This is a genomic window from Micromonospora pisi (assembly GCF_003633685.1).
Taxonomy (GTDB): Bacteria; Actinomycetota; Actinomycetes; order Mycobacteriales; family Micromonosporaceae; genus Micromonospora_G; species Micromonospora_G pisi.
Genome location: NZ_RBKT01000001.1, coordinates 1,276,397 through 1,303,213, shown reverse-complemented (window position 1 = coordinate 1,303,213; position 26,817 = coordinate 1,276,397). Strand labels below are relative to the sequence as shown.

At 69.9% G+C, this 26,817-nt stretch carries 1 protein-coding gene; it reads left to right on the top strand.

Translation table 11 applies throughout. The features are described 5' to 3' along the window. Nucleotides 1–33: 33 nt before the first annotated feature. The gene (locus tag BDK92_RS04875) at nucleotides 34–26,817 is read left to right on the top strand and encodes a toxin glutamine deamidase domain-containing protein (protein WP_121154982.1); all 26,784 of its coding nucleotides are present in this window, start codon (nucleotides 34–36) and stop codon (nucleotides 26,815–26,817) included.

Below are 26,817 nucleotides of genomic sequence, written 5' to 3'. Positions count from 1 at the left end.
CTCTTCGACGCCGCAGGGCGGCTGGTGCAGCCGATGGACGAACCGCTCGTACCGACTCAGTTGTTCACCCCGGCGGAGCAGCACCTTGCGGTGGACCCGGTCACGCACGTCGATCCGTTGAACCAGGGTGGACCAGCCGTCCCGGCCATTCCGATGTCCGCCCCCGCCTCCATGACCCCGCAGCCGGCCGCGCCGTCGGCCGACGGAACGCGGTCCGGGGTGCTGCTCGGCGCGCCCGGAACCGCCCCGCAGGCGGTACCGAAGGTGGTGCACCTGGTCGTCCCGGAGGGCGAACAGATCGGGGTGGAGGCACAGAGCCGGATCGAGGCGTGGCTGGGACACGCCTCGGCCCACGGCTGGAACGCGGTCGTCTGGATGAACCCGGACGGCGTCGCCGCGAACAGTGACTTCGTCGCCCGTACCCTCGGCGGGGAGCGGGGCGGCAGGCTCGGCCGGCTGGACGAACTGCTTCCGCCACCCGCCCATCGACGGGCCACACCGGTGGTCTCGCAGATCGCCCGCCTCACCGTGCTGGACCGGTACGGCGGCGTGTCGGTCGACCCGAACCTGCCGCCGGACGGGGTGGACCTGCCCGAATCCCCGCTGCTCATGGGCACCGGCCAGGAGAGCGTGCCGTTCCTCGGTCCGGTGTTCCGGGACGAGCGACAGCTCGGGGAGACGGCACGGGGGGCCGCAGCCAGCGGCATGTCCCTGTCCAGCACCGACCCGGACGAGGTACGGCGCAACCCGGCCGAGATGCGACTGGTCTACCAGCACGCGTCGCGTACCGGTGTCCGCGACGATCTGATCGTCGCGCCACCCGGGTCGGCGTTCATCCGGGACGTACGCGCACAACTGCCGTCGATGAGCGCGCTGGAGACCCTGAACGACGACGATCTGGCGGCCGTGACCGAGGCGGTGGCCGATCGCGAGCACGTGGCGACGGTCCTGGACCAGTACGTCGAGCGCACGGGCGGCGGAGAGCACGGGTACGCCCCCGCCGTGGCCGACCTGTTCGAACCGTTGGGCTGGCTGGCAGACGACACGGAAACGTCCACTGCGGACACCGAGGACGTCGCGCCGCTCAGCGCCGCGGTGACGGAACTGGACCACCTGTCGCCGGAGCAACTGGACACGATCGACGCGTTCGCGGCCACGGTGGCGTGGGAGGCGGTGCATCAGGCCGGCACCGGGGCCGACCCGCAGCCCGTCCAGGTGAAGCCGGCGGGTCGGGACGGGGCAGCCGGTCGCCGACGCCCGGCGCGGCACCGACGGCGGGACGAACAGGTGGCCCGGCGTATTCAGGCGGACCTGAAGGTGCTGGTGGACGGGCACCTTGCGACGTTGCGGCGCGACGGACTCGCCGGCCCGGACGTCCAGGTGTGGATGGCTGACGCCCGGGGGCGGTTGGGGGCACCTCCGGAGAAGCCGACCGATGCTGGGCCCAGGTCGTCGCTTTCCCCGTGGGGGTGGGAGGTACTGCGCTCGGCCGCCGCCGAGGTGTACGTCGCCGACCCGACGCCACGGCAGAAGTCGCTGCCCCGACTCGCCGACTGGCTGGCCACGGTCGACCCGTCGACGGTGGCCGCCACCGTCGACCACGTCGCGGCGGCGCTCGCCGTGTTCGGTGTGCTGCACGGGCGGGTGGCGAACGGTCCGCTGCCGGACAATTTCCTGCACCAGCCCGAACCGGCCGCGCTGGCATCCGCCCTCGGTGGGACGCTCACGCCGATGGGCGACGCCCGCATGGTTTTCAGCGCGGTGCGGCGTACGCCGGGCGCGATGGCCCTGATCGAGGTGCCCGGCGACCCGGCCCGGGTGTTCTGGCTGTTGGCCGATGACCGGACCGGCACGGTCATTCCCCGGTACGTCGACCCGGCCGCGCCCGGATCGCTCGTCCGGGCGGCCAGGGCACCGGGACCGGCGTCCGACGAATGGGGTCGGGCGATGGCGACGCCCGGTGCCCGGGTGCTGGTGCTTGATCCTGCCGGGCAGCCGACCACGTCTGAGGCACTGCTCGCCACCGCTCCCACGCCATCGACGAACCGGTCGGGGCGTGGCGGCTTCGGGCTGGACCGCACCCTGGAGGCGATGTTCCTCCCGAGCCTCGCGGGTGCCGTACCGGGGGCCCCGCAGAACCGCCCAGGGCGGCCGGCCATACCGATCCCGGAGGACCAGCCGTCCACCGGACGTCCGATCGTCTACCCCGAGCCGCCGACGATCCCACCCACCCCCAGCGTCCTGACCCCGGCCACTCCGCCCAAGGTGATCTCGGCGGTGCCGAGCAGTAGCGCGGAGGCGTCGTCCAGCGCCGTCCTGATGACCCCGCTCAACCCAGGCCAGGCGGAGGGCGGCCAGAACGGCGAGGAGGCAACGACACCGGAGTCGGTCGCCCCCGACCCGGTGTGGTCGGTTGTCCGCGAGGCCGATCCGACGGAGACGAACCACGTTCGGAGGGTCGTCGCGGAAGTGCCGGAGCTGTTGAACACGCCGGCCACCGCCAGCGACCCGGAAGGCTGGTCCAAGGGGCTGGTCGACCGAACTCGGGACCTCATGGGCGCGGCCAACCTCCCGGTCGGTGACGACCATCCGCTGATTCGGGCGTTGGCCGAGGAACCGGAGACGTTCCTGCACGCCCGGCGAGCGTTCGACGTGCGGGTGCCGGCCGGCCGTTGGTTCCGGCAGGGGAAGGTCCAGACGGTCTGGGTCGAGTTGGTTCCGCGCCCCGGGGCGGAGGACCGGGTACGCAAGAACCAGCGGGCCTGGATGGACCGTTACAGCCGGGACCGGATGACCAGCGAGCAGAACAGGGATCCGGGCGAGAGTTCGATGTGGCACGTCGCGGTGCCGCTCCAGGCCGCCGGTGTACCGCTGACGCTGAACTTCGGTGCGAACGACGCGCGGATGAACCACGGCGCCAGCACCTCGGCCCTGGCCGTGGACTATCAGGTGGTGTACGGCGACCCCGACTCGTTCCTGGTGGAATCAGAGCTGGTCCTGGTCGTACGCCCCGACCAGCCGCAGGACGCCCCCATCATCAACGAGGCGGTGGGCAGGCACTGGTTCCGGATCACCAAACGGTTCGCGCTCATGGACCTGGACGGTCCCGGTGCCGCCACGATTCAGCTGGACGACTCGGCTCGGCGCCTGTTGTCGACGAACACGTACGCGTTGCAGGTGATCGACGACGGTGCCGCCGCCTCGCGCGCGGTGAGCCTGTTGAGCGATGTGCCGGTGGTCGAGCCGGGTAGTGACAGCCGGCAGGAGGTCCGCAACCAGTGGTCGAACCTTTGGCTCAGGCGACTGCTCAGCGGCACCCTGGCCCCGCAGGTGGTCGCCAGCCGGGAATGGATCGGCATGCCGAAGGCCGCCGGTGGGCTGGCCGCGAAGGTTCGGTTGATCTCCATGCGACCGGTCGGCAGGCCGGACGGAAACAGCCGGCTGCGACAGCAGCCGATCTTCGGCAGCGACTCCGAGACAAGCATGGAGACCGGTTCCGGTCTGCGACTGCGCGCCATGGTCAGCGCGTTCGTACCCTTCGTGCGGTTCTCCGTCGGACCGGTCGTCACTCGCGGCAGCACGGTCAGCGCCGGATCGTCGCTGGGGAGTAACAGCCGGATCAGCCAGGAGGTGAAGGCGCCGAGCGTCGTCGTCAAAACGGAGTACGAGCTGACGCTCGAGCGGGCCACGTTCCGCAACCGGTTGCGTTTCTGGGTCCGCCGTGGGCCGACGCAGGGGAGCGCTTCGGTCACGCTGAGCGTGATCGAGGAGGTGCCGGCGGGTGTCTACCGGGCGGCGACCCAACCAGTGGTCACACCGCCGAAGAGCTCCGCAAAGCTTGCGGCGATCGAGGAGGAGACGTCCACTTCGCCGCCGAAGCTCGACGACGCGGAGTCCGCGGCGGAAACGCCGGCCGACTCCGAGACGCCAGCTGTGACCGGACCGTTGCCGAAGAAGGCGACACCAGCCGTCCTCAACTCTGCTCCGTCCACCACACCGCTCACCCCGGACCGGATGATGGTCGAGCGGGTACGGACCATGACGGTACGCCAGGAAAGCCGGCACCTGCCCCGCTACGTGTGGAACGACGATCGGCTGCGGGTCGGCCAGGCCACGTTGTTGGGTGCGCGGGAGATTTCCGACCAGGTCGCCGATGCGGTGCAGGGGATTCTGGCGCTGCCGGAGAACGCGGAGTTCCGCGACCTGCTGCCCGACTGGCACCTGCCCAAGACCAAGAAGAGGGTGATCCGGCAGGTCCTGCAGGCGCTGGTCAACCAGGAGAGCATGGACCTCCAGAGCGGTCCGACCCGGGTCGCCGCCGAGGTGCTCACCCTCACCACCGATCAGGTGGTCGTACGGCTGGAGATGCCGGACAGCAGCACCCGTCGAAGCTTGGCAGTGGTGATCCAGGCGCGTCGGGTCACGCCGGGCACCGAGCCGGAGTATCTCGGCGTACGGGACGAGAACCGGGAACCACCCGCTGAGGGAGGGCCGCCGAAGAAGACACTCGAGGCGATCAAGGAGGCGGACGAGGAGACCGCCGACACCGAAGCGGAGCATTCGGACGCCCTGGTCCAGCGGGTGAAGCCGGTGGTCCGTTTCCTGCCCCCGACCGCGCAGCGCCATCGACGGGCGAAGACGAGTTCGTCCCGGGTCAGCGGGGGGATGTCCACCGCTGCCGGCGTGGACCTCGACGTCCGTGCCGCGCGCCTGGTGTCTGTCGGTGCCCGAGGACGGATTACGCGGGCGCGTAGGACGACGACGAGCAGCGGTAGCGAGGAGGTGTGGCTGGACTACGGTGACGGGGAGCAGGCGTTCTTCGCCGACGAGCAGACCATCACGGTCGAGGTGCACGCACTGGACGAGGCGACCGGGACGGTTCGGAACCTGTGGCGCCGGGCACGTGGCAGCACGCCTACCGCCCGGCCGATGACCGGCGACGGACTGGGCGAGTTCCGGCAGTGGTTGGTCTTCGAGGTCTCGAAGGACATGACCCTCGACGACGAGCGGATGGGCAGCGCACCGCCGGTTGAGCTGAAGGTGCCGCAGGTTCAGGCGATCCAGCATCGCGGGGAGCAGGTGCTTGGCCTGCCTCCGGAGGTGCCACCCGCGGACCTCGTCGTCGACTGGGACCACGTCTCGTACGTGCACGGTGCTCAAGAGCTTCGTAGCGCGATCGTAGAGGTGATCACCGAGGCGCGGAACAACATGGTGGCCGCCGGGGCGGTCGCCCGTGGTACGGCGGTCGGGGTGAGCACCCCGGGAAGCAGCTCGCACCTGCAACTGAATCGGCAGGTCAACCCGGATCGGTTGGCCGCCGTCCTGCCCAGCATGTCCCGGCAGGCGATCCGGTTGTACGACCTCGGTGAGATCATCGGCGACTCGTCGATCCAGGGCACCGTGTACGTCCGGGCGATCGTACGGAAAACCCGACCGGGCCCGCAGGGGGTGGTGTCGCACGGCGGTGAGCACAGCGTCACCGGGTCGCAGAGTGTCAGCGGCTCCCGCACCAAGGGCGGCTCGGTCGCGGGTTCCGCTGGTCTCGGCTACGGGGGTGCTGTCGACTCGGCGTCGCTTTCCGGGGCGGCGATGCAGCGGCGCACGCTCCGGCTCAGCACGACAAAAGCATTCGGGCTCGCCGGTGAGGTCGAGCGGAACGACACCTGGGACCCGGGTTCCGGTGTCGCCGTACCCATCGTCGCGGAAGAGATCGAGCTCGAGGTCTACGGCACCCTGTTCAATCCGAAGTGGCACGCTCGTGATCGGCCCTACTCGGCCAGCCGACGGATGACCGACGTGACGGCGATCGGCATGATGATGGCCGACACCGCCCGCCGTGGCGGTGTCCTCGATCCGTTGATGCCACCCACCCCCGACGAACCGGCGATGAGACTGCCGAGGCTGCTCAACCCGGCGCCGCAGCAGGCACTCACCCTTCCGGCCGGACGGCTGCCCCTGCCGCCCCGCAACCTCGGCGCCGGCAAGCCCCTCAACCTGCCTGCGTTGGGCATGGAGGTGGTCCAATGGTTGAGCGGGATCCGGCTGCCACAGACCATCGAGTGGGGCGACGGTGCGCGCCTGATCGAAAACGACGCGGTCGGCGTGGAGAACACCGCGGTGGTGATGGACCACACCAGTGTCGAGTACCTGGCCGGTCACTGGGGCACGATCAGCGACGGTGGTGTGTCGTTCCTGCTCACCTATCCCGGCGCGGTGGCCCGCGACCACGTACAGGTGATCATGCAGATGGTGGCGGCCCGGGACGACACCGGGGCGGCGGCCGAGCCGCAGGTGCATCGGGTGTTCGCGAGCCCGAAGAACCTCGAGATGGACGTGTTCGGGGGTGCCTCGCGCACCAAGAGAACAGGATTCGGTCACACCAAGGTCAACATCTACACCTTCGAGCCGGGCGGATCGGGAGGGGAGAGCGGTGAACGTTCCGGTGCCGGCGACGTATCCGCGCTGACCGGGACGTCCCGTAGCACGAGTCGGGCGAAGAGCGTCCTCGACCAGCAGTTGACCATCATCGAACTCGCTGGTGCCTGGGCCGAGATGCGGCAGCACGCGATGATCGAGCTGCGGGCGTACCACGACGGGGAACCACTCGGTGAGCCGCTGCGGATCGACCGGGAACTGCAACTGGACCGGTTCGCCAGTCACCTGCCCACGCAGGACGCTCCGCTTCCGCCGCCGCTGCCGGATCCGACCGTGATGCTGCTGCCGCGCGCGCCGAGCCTCGATCAGGCAGCGGATTGGCAGTCGGGTCTTCAGCCACTGCCGAATGAGCAGTCCACTTCGATGTCGTTGCCGGCACAGTTCCAGGTGCTCGACTTCCGGGGAGCGATGCTCGTCCAGGCGGCCGCGGCGTTCGCGTTGCGGGAGGCTGGCGCCCCGAACCGGGTGACCCGCCTCGGCAGCCGTACCGCCCACCAACTGATCACCTCACTCGGGCAGCCACTGCTGTGGGGAACCACCCACCAGCGGATGGCTGGCGCGGTGGAGATTCCGATCGAGGACCTCCACATCGCCGGATCCCGGATGAAGGTGTTCGCGTACTCCCGGGTCGTGGACGCCAAGCTGAAGGAGATTTCGCCGCCGGACTACTCCGACACGCGTCGGTCCGCCAGGACGGTGACCAGCGTGAGCGGGGGGATAGGCCGGATCGACACGTTGGCCGCCTCCGGTGGGGGCAGCGGAAAGCCGGTCGAGTCCACTCCCGATGACAGCGGTGCCGAACTGGCGGAAGGCCGGGGCGCCAAGGACCCGCTCGAGCAGTGGGGCAGCAACGATCTTCGGGACCCGAGCGCGCAGCAGTGGGGCGCGGGTGGGATGTGGTGGGGCGGGTCTCCGGGCGGGGAGGGGGCCGGCGCGGCACACGGTGGCTTCAACGAGCAGGCGATGTCGCACATCGGTGAACCGAGGGCGCTGGTCGAATGGACCGAGGAGATCCTCCTCGTAGTCGAGGTTCCGCACACCTTCGGCAACAGACGCGCTGCCGTGAAGGTCACCCTGCCGGAGTCCACACCGGTCCTGATGGACCTGCTCGACGCCTCCCGTCACCTCGGCTTCGCCGACAAGCCGGCGGCGATGACACAGCTTGCCCGGGTCAATTCGGCCTCCCTGGCGCTGCACCAGTCGTTCACCACCTGGCAGCAGGCCAGCCGCAGTTTCGAGATGGCGCGGCTCGACCGGGAACTGGATCGGCGAGAGACCGGCGACGTCGACGCTAGCGACCCCCCGTCCTGGTTGGTGGTCGAAGACGGTGAGGAGGGAGAAGACGGAGCCGAAGTCAACGATCCGTTGGCCGAGGACTACCTGAAGGCACAACAGGACTGGTACGCCAAGAAGAAGGAGTTGGAGACACAGCTCGCCCGGCTGCGTCGAATCGTCGAGGAGGGGGAGACGCCGGCCGAGGTGGTGCCGCCGGTCGAGGTCGTGCCGCCGGGCAAGCTGGCCCCGTCCTCCGATTCCGATTCCGACTCGGATTCTGATTCTGATTTCTACCTGGATCCGGATCTCGACGCGCTTCGGCGTGCAACCGTGCCTACGGACAATGGTGAATCACCTGCCGAGTACCGGCTCCCGGCGGAGGCAGCGGCGGAGTCCGCGCTGCTGGAGGATCGGGACGTCGTTCCGACGCCGCTGGTGCCCGTCCCGACGGTGGTGGTCGAGGAGGGTTCCGCCGAGGAGGTCTCCGAGACTCAGTCTCCGCCGTTGCAGTCGCCTCCCGTGGTGGAGGAGTCCGTGCTGGAGGAACTCCCGGAGCGGAAGGATTCGGACGTTACGCCGACGCCGCTGGTGCCGGCGTCGACGGTGGTTGACGAGGAGAGCTCGGACGAGGAGGTCCCGGAGAGTCAGTCGCCGCCGTTGCGGCTTCCCCCCGTGTTGCGGGAAGAGCCCGTGTTGCGGGAAGAGCCCGTGGTGGAGGATTCGGACGTTACCCCGACATCATTGGTGCCCGAGTCGAGGATGGTCAACGAGGAGAGCTCCGAGGGTCAGCCGCCGCCTCCCGTGCGGGAGGAGCGGAGCGCCCAGCCCCCACTCTCCGAGATCCGTCAGCGACGCGAGTTTCCGACGACGGGGCCCGCGCCTAAACCGCCGTCCCGGATCGGGCTCGGCCATTTCCGGACGGCGCCCTCCACGTCCCTCGACACGTCCACGGCGATCCCCCCTGCCAGGGTCTTACCGGCTGCGACGTCCAGCAGCGTGACCAGCCAGGAGCCAACCGTCGAGTCGGTGACCCCGGAGACGTCCCTCACGGAGGGGCTGCCCCCGCCTGGGTTTCCGTCGCGGGAGGCGTCCTGGTCCCGGCAGCTCGCATCCCGGTTGACCTCGCTGAGTGGCGACTCCTCCGCGCCCGATCCTGGCCGCCTGCAGAACTGGGTCTCTCAGGTCGAGCGTGGCGCCGTGCCGACCGAGTCGCCGGAGACGGTGCTGCCGGACTGCCTGATCCGGGCCATGGCCGCGTACCGAGCGCTGCACGGCCGTTGGGCGAACCGGTTGGTCGACGCCGAATTCTTCTCCGCGCCGCTCCTCCGGGAGCTGGTGTCGGCGCTCGGCGGCGACCTGTTCCGAGCGCGTGACGTGGAGCCGAACCGGTTGTGGAATGCGCTTCGGCGTACGCCGAACGCGATGGTGCTGGTCCACGAGCGGCGGGTCGACGAGAGAGGGCACGTGTTCTGGTTGTTCGCCGACAACCGGAGCGGCACGGTGGTGCCACGGGTGGTCGACACCCAGGTGCCGGGTCAGTTCGACCACGAGGCTGTCCTGACGGGAGACCTGCTCTCGCAGCTGACGGACCCGGGGACCCAACTGCTCGTGCTCGACGGCCAGGGGCAGCCGACCACGGTTGACGACCTGCTCAACGAACCGGCGGCGCCGAGGGATGACGACGGCACGGTGGACGCGGTCACCCCCTCGTCGGCCAGCCCGAAGGAACCCGGCAGGGTCAGCCGGGCACGTCCCGCCGGTAACCGGTCGGGTCAGTTGACCATCGCGGCGATCGCCGCCACCTACCGGGCGACGTTGCCGTACGCCGCCACACCGCAGCCGGTGACCGACGCGGCCCGTACGGCGGTGGAGACCGGCAGGGACCACCGGCAGGCGGCGAACGTCGCCCAGCGAGTCGCCCGCGGCCTCGGGATCTGGCCGGCAGACCTCGCCGCAGCACCGGCCGGGCGGGGTGCGGGGCGACGGCCCCACCGGGCGCTTGACGACTTCGGCGCCGGCCGAGGGCGGTTGGGTGCCAACGAGGTACGACTGACCGTGGCGGAGATCTCCACCCTGGCCGACCAGGTGGTCACCGAGGTGGGGGTCGACACCGACCCGAACAACTGCCTGCTGCTGCTGGACGAGACCCGCTGGCGGCTCTTCCCCGCCGGGGTACGGGCCGCCACCTACACCGACGACAGCATGATCGGCACCCGGCGGGGCACCGAGCACTTCGCCAGTCCGGGCCGTTGGCCGTTGGCCGACTCGCGGGCGACGGTGGAACAGGTGGTACGCGACGCGGGGCCGGGCGGCGCCGCCTTTCTCCTGGTGGAACGCCCGAACCTGCGGCGCGCCCACGCGCTCCTCTACTACCACACCGCCGATGGCGAGGTGGTCCTCGTTGACCCGTGGGCGCCGAGCGGCCAACGGGTGCGTGTGGTCGATGCGGACTCGGTCGAGCCCGGCTGGTCCGATCTCAATCCACTGGAATCCGACATTGCCGTCCGGGTGCTGGTGGTGCGGCCGGACGGGCGGGTCGATTCTCGGGCGATCGAGCCGGCGATGGAATCCGCCCGGACCGCTCGGGCACTGGTGGACCGCACCCCCTACCCCCTGATCGGCAGCTCCGACCTTGAGACGGAGCTCGCCCGCCTGAACGTCACGGACACGATCACCACGGAGCCGGACGAGACACCGGCGGAGGAGACACCGGTGGAGGAGATCGTGTCCCCGGCGGTGCGGGACGCTCTCGACGGGCTGCCGCCGTGGACGGCTCAGGCCGACTGCGTCACCCGGGTCCAGGACGTGCTCGGCGGCCTGGGGGTGGTCGGCCGGGTGCAGGACGACGGCTCCGGTCTCCGGCCGGTCGACCGCTTGAGTGCCGGGCTGAACGGCCGGTTCCGCCGGGCCGACCTGGAGGTCCTCATCCAGCTCGAACCGGGAGCGGTGACCCCGGTGTGGGTTGACATCCCGAACGACCCGATGCACATGGTGCTGGTCGAGCGTCGGCTGGACGGGCTGTTTGTCCAGGTGGAGACCCAGGCCACCGGGGACGACCGGTTCACCTTCTTCGACCCGGCCGACCGGCGGCCGGAAAATCTGGACGTGGGACACCGGGGGCCGGTCATCCTCGGCGGCCCGGTACGCGTGGTGGTCACCGACGCCGGCAGGTTGGGCCAGTTCACCCCGGCCGCCACGGCGGAGTGGATGCGCCAGGTCGAGTCGAGCGACCGGCTGGCGCGGCTCGACGCCGACCTGCGCTACGGCGACCTGGCCGGCCCGAGCAGTCTGCGGTCGCAGGAGCGCGACGACGCGAACGAACTGCGTCTCAACCCGTTCTGGTCCCGGCTCGAGGATCTGCCGTCGAAGCTGTTCATGGATCGGCACGAGGCGGTCTGGCTTTTCACCGTCGGGCAGGATGGTGACATACACCTCGGCTCCGAGCGCGACGGACTGCTCACCGACGAGGACTGGGCTGACCTGGTCCGCGATCTCGACCCCGCGCGGACCAGGGACGACCTCGCCGGGGACATTCTCGGTCGCGGGCATCCGACCGTCGCGGCGCGGTTCGACGCCACCGGCCGGACGGTCGCGGCACCGGCCCGGATCAGCGGCGAGCTCCGGTGGAATCCGGATCTCGGCCGGTGGGAGGTGAACGACGACTCAGGCAGCTACTCCAGCCCGGAGGTGCGGAGTACGCGTCCAGCGCGGGACCGCACCTTCTGGCTGCGGAACGTGGCCCGCCGGTTCAGCGACCACCTCGGAACCCCGGTCGGGGTGGCGCTCTACGACCCCGATGGTACGGCGGGGGACACGTTCGCCAGCTCCGGACAGCTCGACCGTCAGGTGCGAGCGATCCTTGCCCCGTACGCTGATCCGGCCCGGCCCGAGGCTCTGCGAGAGGTCGGTGGCTGGATCCGCCACACGTTGGGAAATTCCCGCAACTCCGTCGACGATGCTGTGGCCGAAGCCGAGCACCTGGCGCAGCGGGCGGGGCTGGTACGTGCGCCGGCGGTGCGGCTGTTGGAGCGGCAGGGGCTCGCCCCGTCCTCCCCGGTGGAGCGGAGTCGCGATCTGCAACGGCGGCTCGCCACCGCACGGGGTTACCTCGGCGTGGAGGAGTTCGAGCTGGCCGAGCAGAGGTACCTCACGTCGCGAAACCTGGCGCCCAGCGACGTGACCGAGCAGATGGCACGGGTCGCAGCGGCGACCGTGCTGCTGGACGGGTACCTGGTGTCCAAGATGCACCGCGTGGCGTACCACGCGCTCGACCCGGCAAGCTCCCGGCGGGCGGCGGCCACGGCGACCACCCAGACCGTGGCACAGGTGCTGGCCGACAACGACCAGCTGCCCACGTACGAGGGCGATGTCCAGGTGACGCTCCACGCCGATGACCTCGTTCGAATGCGCCACGGTGGTGCCATCCGACTCACCATCCCGCTGGTCGCGGTTGCCGGAGCGCCACTCGTTCGGCCGACTCCCGGGTATGCCCTGATCCTCGTGACCGCCCGCTCGGCGGTGGACATGGGGAGGAGGCGGCGGGGCGCCGTGATTCTCCGCCCCGGCACGACGTTCGAGATCTGGGAGTGGGCCACCTGGCCCAACGGCGCGGCCAGGGTGCGCCTCGTGGAGCAGCCGCGCGCCGACACGGTCTCCGCGGACGCGGTGACCGACCCGTCGGCGACGAGTAGCCCCGGCATGCTGCGCGGGCTGCAGCGGGCCCGCACCCTGCTCACCGCCCCCCTGGGCGGCACGTCGCAACCGGCCGGACCGGTACGGGTCGACGCGGCCACCCAGGTCGATCCGGTGACGGAGGATTCACCGGGTTCGTCCTCCATCGAGGATGTCGCGGCCGGGGGCGCCCCGGCCCGGACGGACACGGCCGCACAGGTAGACGCCCCGACGCGGGCCGACGCGAGCACCCGGGTCCAGTTGGTCGGGGACGACCTGGTCGGGGAGGCGACGAGCACGCCCCACGCGCCGACGTACGCTGATGCGAGTGTCCAGGTCGAGCCGGCGGAGGAGCGGAACGCCGGTGCGGACCCGAGCGAGGAGAGCGGCTCCTCCGACCTGGGTACGCACGCCAGCACGACTACCCAGACCGACGTGACCGCGCGGGTCGACATCGGCATTCAGGCGCAGCCGCGGCCGGCTCCGGGGTCGGTGGACCGGACCCTTGACGATGTGCCGCTGGGCGGGTTGTCCGACCCGCTGTCCGACCCGAAGCCGACGTCGGTGCGGCGGCTGGCGAACGGTGTCTGGTTCGTGCCGCCACCGGAGGCCCGGCACCGTCCGGTCGACGCGGTGGAACGGATGGCGGCGGAGCTGTCCGTACCGGACGGGACCGTGGTGATCGCGGCGACGCTGCCGCCACCGAGCCCCACCACGATTGGCCGGCTTGAGCTGGTGGCGGCGAACGAGCCGGGCGAGATGTTTTCGGCGGTCGAGGCGATCGAGGTGATCGGAGCGCGCACCGGCGGCCTGAACTCCGCCGACACCGTGGTGCTGCACCTCTACGGGGGGACGTGGGAACACAGCCTCCACTACGCGGCAGGACTGCGCGCGGCCCTCGACGAGATGGCCCAACGGGGCGAGCAGGTTCCCGCCGGGCTGGTCGTGTCCGCGACCGCCGCGCCGACCATGATGGACTGGCTCCGGCATCCGGATCCGCGCCCCTCCCGGTGGATGGTGACAGCCCCCCGACAGCGGCGGGTCCGCGGACCGTTCGACGATCTTTCGTTAGCGGTCGACGAGGCACGGCGGGGCACCCTGCCTCCGGTCGATCTCCATGGTGCCGTTCGGCAGCGGTTGACCGGCGGGATCGACCCGCACGGTCTGCCCGATGGGACCCTTGCCGTTCTCCTGCTCGAGCAGGTCCCGGACCTGCCGGAATACCAGCAGGACATGCCGACCGATGCACCACTCGGCCCGCTCGGGCGCGTCCTGCGGGTGCCGGTCGACCCCGCGTGGTCGGTCAGCGAGCAGATCCGGGAGGTCCGGAGTTGGGCGCGGCTCGGCACCGTCCGGGTCTGGCCTGGCCCAGGACCGGCGACAACCGAGGTGCATCTGGCGCAGCAGTTGAGCGGCGGGGTGGTCCGGCTCCCCGAGTCCGGTTCCGACCCGGCCCTGGACGTGGTGGCGTTGCCGGTCGAGCACCGTCGTCGAGACCGACGGCGGATGGACCTGTGGGTGAACCGGTACGCCGACGGGACCTTTCGGGCCGTGCTGATGCCCGCGCAGTGGCATCCGATGCTGCGGGACGAGATCCCGCCGGACGCCGTCGACCGGGTCGTGGTCGAGGAGGCGGACCTGAACGATCGACGGGTCGGCCGTCATCGGGCGGGAGAGCTGATCGCCTCGCCGACGGGGGAGGGCTGGCTCACCGCCGAGCAGTACGCCGAGCGACTGCCGAACGTCGCCGGAGTCCCGCCGATCGTGGTGCTGATGTCGGACGAGTCACTGGGCCGACAACCCAACTCGTTCCCTGAGCAGCTCAACCGGCACGCCATCGTGGTGGTGCGCCGCTTCGCTCACCGGTGGGTCGATGGGCAGCAGGTCAGCGCCTACTGGGAGGCGTCGACGTACGACCACGCCGCCGGCACGACGATGACGTCGCGGCCCAGGGCGGACCTGGGTCAGGTCCTGACCGACGTGACCGGCGGTGATCGCCCGGGAGGCTGGAGCGTCTCCCGCCGTCTCGCGGTTGCCGCGTTGCCGACGCTTCCGGACCCGGTGCCGGCGGAGCTGATGGGCTCGGTACGTCGGGCGTTCGAGGACGCGCCGCTTCCCTCGTCCGGCGCCCGGATCTCCACGCCGTTGCCGGCCTCGGCCGGTCACCGGGTCGAGTCGATCCGCCGCTGGCTGGGTGGCCGGGAAATCACCGCTGTCTCCCCTGACGGCCTGGCGTCGGAGGGGCCTCGGATCAGCATTCCCGGACGGTACGTCCGGGACGTACAGCTCTCCGGTCCCGACGGCCAACCGGTGACGTACCGCCTGATCGACGGCGCGGCTCTGGCCCGGCACCGGTGGACCGTGCAGCGGCAGCAGGGGACCTGGCGGGTGTACGTCGACCCGGTGGCCGAGCGGGCGATCACCTGGCCCGGCGGCATGCCCGGCCGGGCTGGGGACCCGGACCCGACGCCGGCCTACAACCAGCGCGACCCCGCCCCGTCGTACGACCCCGACCCCGACTCTGACAGCGACCCTGACGGCGACTCCGATGCCGACCTGGCGCTCGAGTCCGGGGCCGGCCACAGTCGGCACGGCACCGGCACCTGGCGACCGGGGTCGCGCGGGATCTCGGAGACATCCGGCACCGCGACCGGTTCCCGGCCCCGCGCCCGGGCGCCCATACCCTTCCCCTTCACAGCGGGCGAACAGACGCGGGCCGAGTTGGAAGCCGTCGTCGAGCGTACGGTGGCCGAGGCCGAGGCCGAGGCGAACCAACCGGAGCACCCGAACGACCCGGTCAACTGTGTGGTACTGCTCGAGGGGTTGCGGGACGAGTTCAACCACGGACACCTCCGGCCGGACCGGCCGGTGGACGACTCCGTCACGATCGATCGGCTGACCCGGGAGCGACTGGTCGCCGGGGAGAACTGGTCCCGCGCGGCCGAGTCGCGGATCGCGCCCGGGGGGACCTGGACCGACCTGGGCAGTTGGGAAGAGGCGGAGGCGGCGGCGCGGCGGGCCGGCCCGGGCAGCACGGTGTACGTCCTGATGCGCCGTCCCTCCGGCCGGGGGCACGCCCTCGCGCTGCGTCACACCGACGACGGGCGGCTGTACTGGATCGACCCGCACCGCCCGGCGGGTCTGCGGGTCTTCGCCGTGGAGAGCCGGCCGACCTCGGCCGAGGAGTGGGCCGCGTTCCGGGGCGACCTGCTCGAGTCGGCCGTCTCCACCCGGGTGCTGGTGGCCGACCGTACCGACAGGGTGCGGCCGGACCTGATCGAGAGCCCACCGGAGTCCGCCTCCACGGCACGGGCCGTCGTGGACGCCCCGACCGATCCCGGGTACGACGGGGGCGGCTTTGAACGGGAGAGGCCCCGCTACCGGGTCAAGAACGTGCCGCCGGAGTTCCGTAACGGTCGGCCCGTGGTCACCGGGCCAATCAACATCGCACTCGACAAGTCCGCGCACGGTGACCTGATCATCGAGGACGTCTCTCCGCCCGCCGGGATGATCGAAGGGGACGACGGCTGGCGTTCGGTGGAGCAGACGCTGGCCGAGGCAGACGAGGTTGATCGACTGCTCGACGGGATCACGGGCGAAGCACGGCTCGCGGACGTCTTCAACGACTCCCGGTACGTCATCGCGCCGGGCGCCGAGAACATCATCATCGAGGTCGACCCGTCGGTCCCACGGGACCAGGTGGCTGCCCAGTACACCATCGGAGCACCCGCCGGACACGCGTTCGCCTTCCTCGCCCAGCTGCGCGGCCGGTCCTGGTACCCGGAGGTGGACAGGTACCTGACGGAGGCGGAGGACTTCGGCCGGCGGATGGCCCGCCGGTTCACCGCGTCCTCGGTCAGCGGGTACCCCCGGCAGCGGCCTCCGGGCTTCCTCATCGAGGCGCTGGCGGCCGATGTCAACGTCGCCTGGGTGCAGACCATCGCGACCTCGGCGTACCTGCACACCGCTGCTGTGCTGCGGTCGACCATGGAGGCGCAACTCGGTAAGGCGGGCGGGGTCGGGCCAAAGAACTACAGCCCGGCGGTGTCCCGGATCTCGCCCTCGGCGCTACTGGCGGCGGCACCGCCCGTCGTCCAACAGTTCTTTGCCCGGGATCAGCAGACGATCCGCTCCGAGTTCGTGCGACTGTTCGAGGAGTATGAGCCGCGTGCCGGGGACCGCCGCCTCGCCCCGATGCCGCAATGGCGTCTGCCGAACACGTCCTACGGCGAGGGGCCGGTCTGGACGGCGTACCTCGACAACTTCCTGCTGACCAGGCCCGCCGTGCCGATCGACCAGTACGTCGCCATGGGGGTGCGTACGCGGTTCGCCTCGTTGGACACCAACGGGGGGCGCCGAACCGCTCCCGGGCTCGACCTGTGGGAGTTGCGCTTCCTCGGCACCCGGATGGTGTCGACGGTCACCTTCCGGAGCACCTTCCGCTGGCTGCGGGACATAGCGAGAGACACCCAACAGCAGGTCGGTGAGCTGCGCCTCCAGAACCTGGCCGAAATCCGGAATCGACTCTTCGCGATTGACTCGTGGCCCAGCCGGCACGCCGGGCGTGACCGGATCACGTCGATCCTGGACCGGGTGTGGAACACGGACCACGCCGCCGGCTCACCGGATCGGGCGAAGATCCTGGACACCCCTCAAGGGCAGGCGATCAAGGACGTGATCGACTCCCTCGACCGGTCGAGGCCACATGAGTGGCACACCCTGATGGCGGACCTGGCAACGCTGGACCAGCGCCTCGCCTCGTTCCACCGCGACCTGGGCAGCCAGCACCCGATCCTGGCGATCAGGGACTCGTTGCGGCGGCAGACCGACCAGGCGCGCGCCGACCTGCGAGACATCGGCGAGTATCTGCAACGTGTCGCCCCACCCTGGCTGCAGGTGGCCCCCGCTTCCGGCGGGACCACACTCGACGCCTCGGGGCAACGAGGGCTGGCGCAGTTCGCCCGTCAGATCACCGATCTGGTCGACCAGCATCAGGGGTCGGTGGTCGTCCACCTTGAAGGGGGTGCGGTCCGTCGCGGGGCACTGCGCGGTGGGGAGAGCCAGAGCAGGAATGCCGGTCAGAAGCAGGCGGAAAGAGTGCGCGACGCGCTGCTTCCGCTGGTCCGGGCCCGACTGGCGAACGGCGGTCGGTCCCCCGACACGGTCACCCTGGAGGTGCACACCCGGGGATCCGGACCCTCGACCGTGTCGGGTTTCGAGCCCGCCACTGACACCGACCGTTCCACCGTGGTCGGCTGGGTGACGGCCAACGACCGAGGGAACCCGACAGCGACTCGTGTCGCCCCCACCTATCCGCAGCTCACCCTGCCGTCCATCGGGTCCGGTCCGAGTTTGACGGACAGCTCCGATTTCTCGTCACTCCTGGGCGACCTGCGGATCGGCGACCCGCGGCAGGAGGCGCGTGACTCGACCCGATCCGAAATCGGAACGTTGCCCCATTATCGCCCCGGGCCGTCGTCGGCCGCCGTAGCGGACCGGACGTATCCGGCGCTGGCTGGTGCGGTGGCTGCCCTGCCACGCTGGGACGGGGTGACGCCCGACTGTCCGTCCCGGGTCAACGACGTACTGAGCAGGTTGGGGCTGCGAAGTGTGGCGCGCGATGACGCGTCGTCGGAAGTCGACGTGGTGGCGGCGAGACTCGAGGGCAGGTTCACCTCGGTCGGCCTGGGCGCGTTGGCAGGGCTGCGACCGGGTGCGGTGACGGCCGTCGTGGTGGAGCGGCCGGGCCAGCCCATGCACATGGTGCTGGTGGCGCGCCGCCCGTCCGGTCGGTTGGTGCTGTTGGAGACGCAGGCCGAGCCGGGACGCCGGTTGGTCGAGGTGGATCTGCCGGAGCCGGGGACGCCGGGCAGCACCCTTCCGGTGGTCCTCCGTGGCCCCGTGCAACTGGTGCTTGACGGCGGGCGGCGGCTGCGGCAGCTCGATCTGACCGATCCGGCGCGGCCGACCCTCCGTACCAGCAAGGATCCGGTGGGCCGGTCGTTGGCCGGCGTCCTGGTGGACTCGTCGAGCACGCACCGTCCCGGAATGATGAGCGAGTCGGACTCCGGCGGATCGGACCAGCAGTCGACCACCCCGGCGCCAGTGGAGGAGATCGTCTCGCCGGCGGTGCGTGAGGCGGTCGATGACCTGCCGGAGTGGACGGGGCAGGCGGACTGTGTGGTGCGGGTCCGCGATGTGTTGATCGGGTGGGGTGTGGCCCGGTCTGTGGATGACGGGTCCGGGACACGGGACGTCGACCAGGTGGGCGAGTCACTGGGGGGTTCGTTCTCGCGCGTGGACGTGGGGGTGCTCGAACAGCTTGACCGGGGCGCTGTGACGGCTGTGGTGACCGAGACGGTGGACGAGCCCCGGCACCTGGTGCTGGTCGAGCGTCGTCCGGACGGCCGGTTCGTTCAGGTGGAGACGCAGGCGGTCGGTGCCGAGCGGTTCACTCTCTTCGACCTCGCTGATCGGCGACCGGAGGCGCTGCGATCGGGTGGGCGGGCTCCGGTGGTGCTGACCAGCCCGGTACGAATGGCGATCACCGGTGATGGCCGACTGGCCCAGATCGTGCCGCTGGCCGGGGTGGCGTCGGGGCGCGGTGAAGCGGTCGTGTCCCCTTCGGGCCTCGTCGACGACGGCGTCGCGTACGCGGTGACAGACCCGTCGACCAGCAGCGCTCCGGGGATGCGCCGTTCGATGGGTCGGGCCTTCGGGCGGCAGGAGCGCCGCACCGACGATCCTGGCGCGGTGACGTGGACGAGCGCGGACGTGCTCGCCGGACCGAGGCCGAGGCCGCAGCTGCTGTCGAACGGTGTCTGGTACTTCCCGCCCGACCCCGGCCACCGTTGGGTGCCTCAGGACGTCGAGCGGGCGGCGGCGAACCTGCGCGTACCGCCCGGTGCCGTGGTGATCGCTGGTGTCGTGCCGGATGCGGGGGACGGTGGTGACGATGCCGTCCGCCGCTCGACCCTGGCCGTTGGAGCCGAGGGCGAGGCGGGTGGATGGACCTCGCTGCTCGAGTGGCTTCGGCGGTTCGACCAGCTCACCAACGACCCGAACCCCTCTGCCGTGGTGCTCTACCTCCACGGGATATCGGAGCAGCAGAGCTCCGAGTACCTGAACCGGCTTCGCGGGAGGGTCGACGAGCTAGTCGCCGAAGGGGTACGGATTCCCGGCGGTGTGGTGGTTTCCCGGTCCGACCCGTCCGATCCGCGGACCGTGAGGTGGCGTTCCATCCGCCCCCGAGCGAGCGTGGCGGAGGCCCCCGGCGAGTTCCGCGAGCTGAACGAGGCGGTGCGTTCGGCGGCACTGCCACCGGTCGACCTCCACCGCGAGGTCCGAACCCGGCTCGCGGGCGAGCCCAGCCGGTACACCCTGGCCGAGGCGGACCTGGCGAGGCTGCTGATCCCTCCGCTGCTTCGTCCGGACGAGGACGGGGAGGCGGCGATCGAGCAGCTACCGCCCTACCTGAGGGATGGGACCGCCGCCCCGCCGCCGCCCGGGGCGCTCCGGGAAGTCCTGCGGGTGCCGGTCGACCCTGCCTGGTCCACCGCGCGGCGGATGGAGGAGATGCGGCATCGGGTGCGGCTCGGGACGGTGCGAGTGTGGCCCGGCCCGGGGCCTGCCACGGTCGAGGTACGGCTGCGGATACCGGTGCACGGCAGCGTGGTGCGACTCCCCGCGACCGATTCCGAGCCGGCGCTGGACGTCGTCGCGATGGCCGCGCGCGGCCATCGCCTGCGGTCATCGGGTAGGTGGCTGGACATCGACATGTGGGTCAACCGGTACGCCGGGGATCAGTACACTGCCGAGCCGACGCTGGCGATCTGGCGGACCGCGGTGCGGGATGCCATCCCGCCCGCCGCTGCCAGCAGTGTTGTGGTCGAGTGGACCAGCCCCGTCGGCGCGCGGCTGCGCTCGCCGATGCAGCCCGGCGTGATGCTCTCCGCGGCCGAGTACGCCGCCCTGCTTCCCCGTCCGGAACGCCCAGGTGATCGGCCGATCGTGATACTCGTGTCCGATGACCCTGATCGGTGGGGTACGCGCTCGTTCGCCAGGGAGCTGACCCGGCACGCTCAGGTGGTGGTGATGCGAACCGACAGCGGCGTGGTGCCATTGGAGGTGCTGTCGACACCGGATGGCCAGCCGACGCCAGCTCAGGATCTCCGTACGCTCCTGGTCACGCTGACCGGTTCGGCGAGCCCTTCGCCAGCGGACGCGGTTGCCGACCTGGCCACCACATTGGCGAACCCGGCGGGTGGCGGGAGCGGGGTGACAGCGCCGGTGCTGACCGTCGTTCGTCGAGTGTTCGACGAACGACGGCCTCCCCGCGACGACATGGTCGCGGTGCCGTTGCCGAGTTTGGCCGGCAATACGGCCGAGTCGATCCGACGTTGGTTCGGCAGCAGCGTCGAGATCGTGGCGGTGCCGGAGGAGAGGGGCAGGGCCGCTCAGACGACCGTCAGCATCCCGGCCCGGTACGTGCGCGACGTCCTTCAGGTGAGGAACGGCGCCGTGGAGTCGTACTTCCTGATCGACCGGGCGGCGCTGGCCGCCCATGGTTGGGAGATACACGGGGATCGGCGCGGGTTGCAGGTGGGGGTGAACCCGGCCGCCGCTCGCACCATCACCTGGCCGGGCATGCACACCCGGGCCGACGACAGGTTGGCCGGAGGCAGCGGCGTGGTCCGACCGCCGGCAGAGCACCGGCGCGAAGCCGCGCCGACGTACTCCGCGCCGACACGCTCCATCCCGACGTACCCCGCGCCGACGTACTCCGTTCCCGCCTCGGAGGCGCCGACGTACGTCGGCCCCTCCACTTCGACCGCGGCGGGATCCGGCCCGGCGGGGCCCTCACGCTCGGGACCGTCGTCGCGGCCCGCGCCGACCCGTTCCGGACCACCGTCCGGCAGCTCCGGAACGGGCGACTCGCGGCGGGATGCGCAGACGTTGGTCCGGCGGGACGTGGGGGCGATGCCTTATCGCCCCGTGGTGGCTCCGGCACGACCCGAGCCAGTCGACATGTATCGGCGGTTGTTCGACGCGGTGTCGAGCCTGCCGGCGTGGGACAGGGTCACGCCCGACTGCGTGAGTCGAGTTGGCCAGGTGCTGTCGCGGTTGGGGCTGCCGGGAACAGTGTCGCGTGACGACGCCGACAGCGGTGTCGACGTGGTGGCGGCGCGGTTGAGGGGGACTTTCCATCGGGCGGGGCTGAATGGGCTGTCGGCGCTGCGGCCGGGCGCGGTGACGGCTGTTCACGTGGAGGCACCGGGCAGACCGAGGCATGTGGTGTTGGTGGCTCGCCGGCCTGACGGGCGGCTGTTGTTGATGGAGCCGCAGGCGGGGTTGGCTCGGCGGTTGATCGGTGTGGAGCTGCCGGGGCCGGGTAGCCCGGGCAGCACGCTTCCGGAGGCGTTGCGTGGGCCGGTGCGGCTCGTGCTCGACGATGGCGGACGGTTGCGGCAGGTTGACCTGACCGGTTCGCGGCGGCCGGTGGTGGTCTCCAGCAACGAGGCTGTGGACACCACCTCGTTGGGCGGTGTGTTGCTGGAGGCGCCGAGCACGAACCGGACCGGGATGATGAGAGCCACCGGCTCGCGGGTCGAACGCTTCCAGGCGGCGGCACGGCGCGTCACCTCGAACTGGCCCATGGACAATGCGGTCAAAGAGCACTATACGAAATTGGCTCTCCAATGGTTGCAGCGCGCCTATGCCGTCAACAATCAGATTCCGATCGATGATTTCGTCACCATCGCCACGGGGATGCCGAATGCGGGTGCCCGGCTGGATCGGAGGATTGAGTTCAGTGAGATAACCAACCTGTGGGCGAAGAGCGAAGCGGAAGGAGGGCTGTCGCCGGACCAGTTTGCCACCCTTGTCAAGGAACCGAGGCTCCTCGGTCTGATGCTGGTGCGGCCGCAGCTCGCGCGGACGTACGCCGAGAATTTCCCCAACCTCTTCGACCTGTTGCTGTCCAGGGAGGTCTTCGAGCCGATCGACGTCGACCTGTTGCAATACTACGTTGATCGACGCGTTGATGTGCTCAACGCCCTCGAGAATGACCAGATGTTGCGCAGTGGCAATTTCCGCCAGAACCACCTGGAGGCCATGAGGCGTCTGGGTGACTGGTCGCATCTGGTGTTATCTGGATCGCCTACCAACGTGCTCGCGGAGGTGATCGCAGTATCGCCGCTCGCTGAGGTGATCACCGATCAGCCGGACCCGGCCGCGGCGTTCCACAAGATCTCCCGCTCGCACGGCCTGACGGACGAGCTGCATACCATCCACGCATCGTCGTCACCCACAACCGGCCAGCGTGGGCAGCATCCTTGGTCGAGGGAGCAGTTTGGGCTACTCTTCGCAAACCCTGGGCTCCTGGACGTGTTGCAGGGCAACCCGGCAGCGGTGGGAGCCGTCGTGCGGGTGCCCGGGATGCTCGCGGCGGCGGTCCGCGACCTTGATGTCGTACGGGTGCTGAACAGCAGTCCCGATCTCTCGGACGTACTGATCGACAGTCCCCGACTCGGCGAGCGCCTGGCGGGCTCGACCGAACTGCTTCGGGCGGCAGCGGAGAATCCCGCGGTGGCCGCGTGGCTGTCGAGGAACCCGGCGCACTTTGACTCGGTGCCCCCTGCGCAACTGCTGGGCGCGTTGCGAAAGGCGACTGATCCGCCGCGCGCCGGTGGGATGCCGGGGGAGCCGAAGTCTCCGGCGGATAAGGCGGTCGCCAAGAACTCGACGCTGCGGTCGGCGGTGTTGGAGGGGGCCTTGCCCAAGGAAGTTCGCACGAGCCGATGGAAGTTGTTGAAGCAGAACCCGGACCTTGCGGAGTTCCTCGCCGCCAACCCCAACCTCTTGAACCACCCGCACGAGTACGGGCGGTTGCTGGATGATGCCGGCGGACTGTGGCAGCAACTGCTGCGCAACCCGCAAGTAGTGGGACCCCTGCTCCCTGCCATGATGCGTAGCCGTTCGATGCGGCTGCGGTTCGCCACGGGAAGAGTTGAGCAATCGGCGTTGCGGGTGGCCCAGGTGGCTGCGACGAATCCAGAATATCGAAAGGCGCTGCTGCAGAACAGTGGCTTGCGTTTGCTGACCGGGGAATGGCTCAACCCGCTGGGCGTGCTGATCACCGAAATGCCGGGGTTGATCGAACTACTGACGCGCGATGAGCGGATCATAGCGATCGCGCCGCTCAACTATACGCAAATCTGGCCGACGCTGTTCAATCTCACGCCTCTGGGGAACGCGTTCCTCGTCAATGAGGGCCTACTGCGGCTGCTCGTGCAGAATGGTCAGCTTGTCATGCTGCTTTCCGCGACGGCCACCTTCAGTCGGTCTTCCCAACAGCTGTACAACAGCCTGCACTCGCGCCCCGAGCTTGCCGGACTGCTTGCGCAGACGTCGTATCCGCTGCTGACGACCGCCCACTGGGCCGCACTGCTGTCGGCGCCAGCGTTCTTCGAATATCTTGCCGCCGATCCCGAACTGCGGCTCGCCAAGATGCTCGTCGCGGAGCCCGAGTTGTTGTTTGAGATCGCGAGCCGCCCCCTTCCGAAGACTGTGGGTGAGTTCGCGGCGCAGTTGGACGGACCGGTCGGACAGAGCTCGGCGCTCCGTCGCGAAAGCCCGGAGGGCTGGTCCGGGCCGCTGCGACGGGGTATCGAGGGCTTTGGTGAGCGGTCACTGTCGGCGGAGGGCGTCGTGTTGCGGCCGGCAATTGTGCCGGTAGCCGAGATCGTGCGGGAGCCCGACGAGGAGAGGGCTCGGCAGCGGGCCGCCAGCTTGGGCCTCTCCGAGGAGCACTCGGCCCTGCTCCTGTCTCTTCGCGCGGACGTGCACAACCATCCTCGGCTCGCTGCCCTGGCGGAGCGCAGCCTCGCCCTTGCGGTGATTCTGGTGCAACACCCGCACATGGTCGACCTGCTCCAGAAGCGGCCGGGGTTGCTTGACCTCCTGGACGGGCCCGAGGCACCCGACGTGCTGAGGACTATGAAGGTTGCGCCGAAATTCTTCGAAGCGATGCTTCATTCTGATGGTTTGTACCACTTCTTCATGTCAGACAGAGCCGTACGTGACGAAGTGGGCAGCGAGGGCAACGCAATGGCCGGCAGGGAGTCACTGTTCCGACTGCGACGGGAACGGCACGGGCTCATTCTCCGGATCGGTGCGAGGCCGGCGCTGAACATGTTGATGGAAAATTTCCCGCCGGCGGCGGAGGTGCTCCTGCATCACGGGGAACGGGCGTTCGGGCACTTGGCCCGGGAGGGTTTCGCCGAAAGTCTGCTCAGGCATGACGAGGCGGTCGTCGGGGCGGCGGTGAGCCACCTGTCGTTGCTGAGTTTCCTGGCCAACAATCCTTCTGTGGTTTCCGTGCTGAAGTCGATGCCGACATTGGCAAAGGCATTCCGCGAGCATCGATACGACTTGACCGCCAGTGAATATGAGGGCATTTTCCGGGGTCCGTTGCGAGAGTTGTTGGGCTCGGACCCCGAGTTCATGGCGAGGGCGTTCTCTTCGGCTGAGGTGTTGCGTACGGTGATAGCAGCCCCGGCGCTCGTCCGGGCGTTGGCGCAACCGGCGGTGTACGACCTGGTGCAGGGCAGGGAGGATGTCAGGCGGTTGATCCGGAACCAGCCGGCCGTGGCCGAAGTCCTGGCGGGACAGCACCAGGATTGGGTGCCGGCGCTGCACGTCCGGGAATTGGTGAAGGTCATGACCGACAACCCGGCGGTGACCGATTTGATCCGTCAACATCCGTTCCTGTTGACTGCTGTCCGGCGTAATCGCGCGCTCTTGACCGCTGTTGCCGCCGACCCGCAGATGCGGGAGGCACTAATTCGTAACGAGGTCCTCACCGGCGAGCTCGGGTCGCGGGGGTTGCGTCAACTTCGGATGCGCCCCGCTCTGGTGGGCGTGTTGGCCCGGACCCCGGCGGCACTGGACGCGTCATCGTGGCAGGCTGTGCTGTCGGACACCAACCTGCTTCAGATGTTGAACGCCTGGACGGATTTTGCCGGGAGGTTCCTGACCGAACCTCAGTTCGTCGAGTCGTACCGAAGAGACCCGTACCGTTTTGTGGAAGCCGCGCGGCGGCTGCAGTTCCAGGGGCGGGATGTGTCGGCCCTGGCGGTGGAGGATTTAGAGACGGCTGCGGCGCCGGATGCGCAGCCGCCGCCGGTGGTGGCGCGGGTGGCTACGTCACGTCCGGCGGCGCGGGTGGCGGGTTCTGCTGGCCGACAGCCGGTAACGGACGAGGGTGGGCGACGGATAGCCGTGGCGCCGGCTGGTGGGCTGGCGGCGCGGTTCAACGAGTCCGTCGAGATGGGGGAGTTGTTGCGGGCTGCTCACCCCGGCCTGCTCGAGACGGTGGTCGCGGACGAGACGATGGTGCCGTTGTTGCTTGCCAGGCCGGACGTCGCCGCCCTGCTGACAGAACGCCCCGATCTGGTCGGTGACTACTCGTTCCTCAATTTCCTGACCTCGGTTGAGGGTGTGCGCGACCCGCAGCAGCCGCCTCGTCGGCTGCGGTCGTTCGGCCAGGAGTTCGACGACTGGCTGGGGAACACCGACCTGTGGTTGGCGGACGAGCCGAGGTCCGTGGTCAGGGCAGCCGCCCACGATGTCTGGTCGCGGCTGGATGCCGAGCAGCGCGAGCGTGACAGGCAGGTTGACGCGGAACGTCAGGAGCGGTTGGCGCGGCTCGCTCCGAACGACATGCGCACGTGGGACTTCAGCGGAAAACCTCAATACGCGCGTTCGCTGGAGAATCATCGGTTCACGGCCGAGGACCTGGCGGTCCTGGAGCGTGCCGCGCAGGGCGGAGTCGGGGTACGGGAAGATCGCCTTCAGCTGCACACGGCTTCGCACGTCCATCTCGGTGGCGGCAGTGGGGGCGCCTCGCTCGTCTTCCTGGTGGACGAGGACGGCAAGGTGTTCCCGTTCGTCTACGCGGTCAGCGAGAGTCGGTCGGGTAACGCCTACCGATGGTGGGGCGCTGGCGGTAGTTACATGAAGGGTCCGTTGCCCATCGGGACCGCCGTCACGGAGCACCCCGCCTTCGACACGTCCGAGCGCATGGTCGCGACCCGGGTCAGCGCCGACGCTGCTTCCGGGGCGCGCGGAACCGGGGCCGGGACGACGTCGACCGATGCACAGACCCGTACCGCGGATCCCGACGGCGGACTCCGGACGGCGATCCGCGAGTACCTCCAGGCCAAGCGGGCGTTGGATGAGCTGCTCTCGGCCAGCACACCGGCGCAGCCCGCCGCCAGCGGTAAAAAGGGCAAGAAGAACAAGGCCAAGGGCGGCGCCGGTCGGGCGCAGCCCGACGACGGGCGGGCCGAACGCGAGCAGCGGCTGCAGGATGCGCGGAGAAGACTGGCGGATCTCGGCGTACAGCTGGACAACGTGGAGACCGACCGCGGCTGA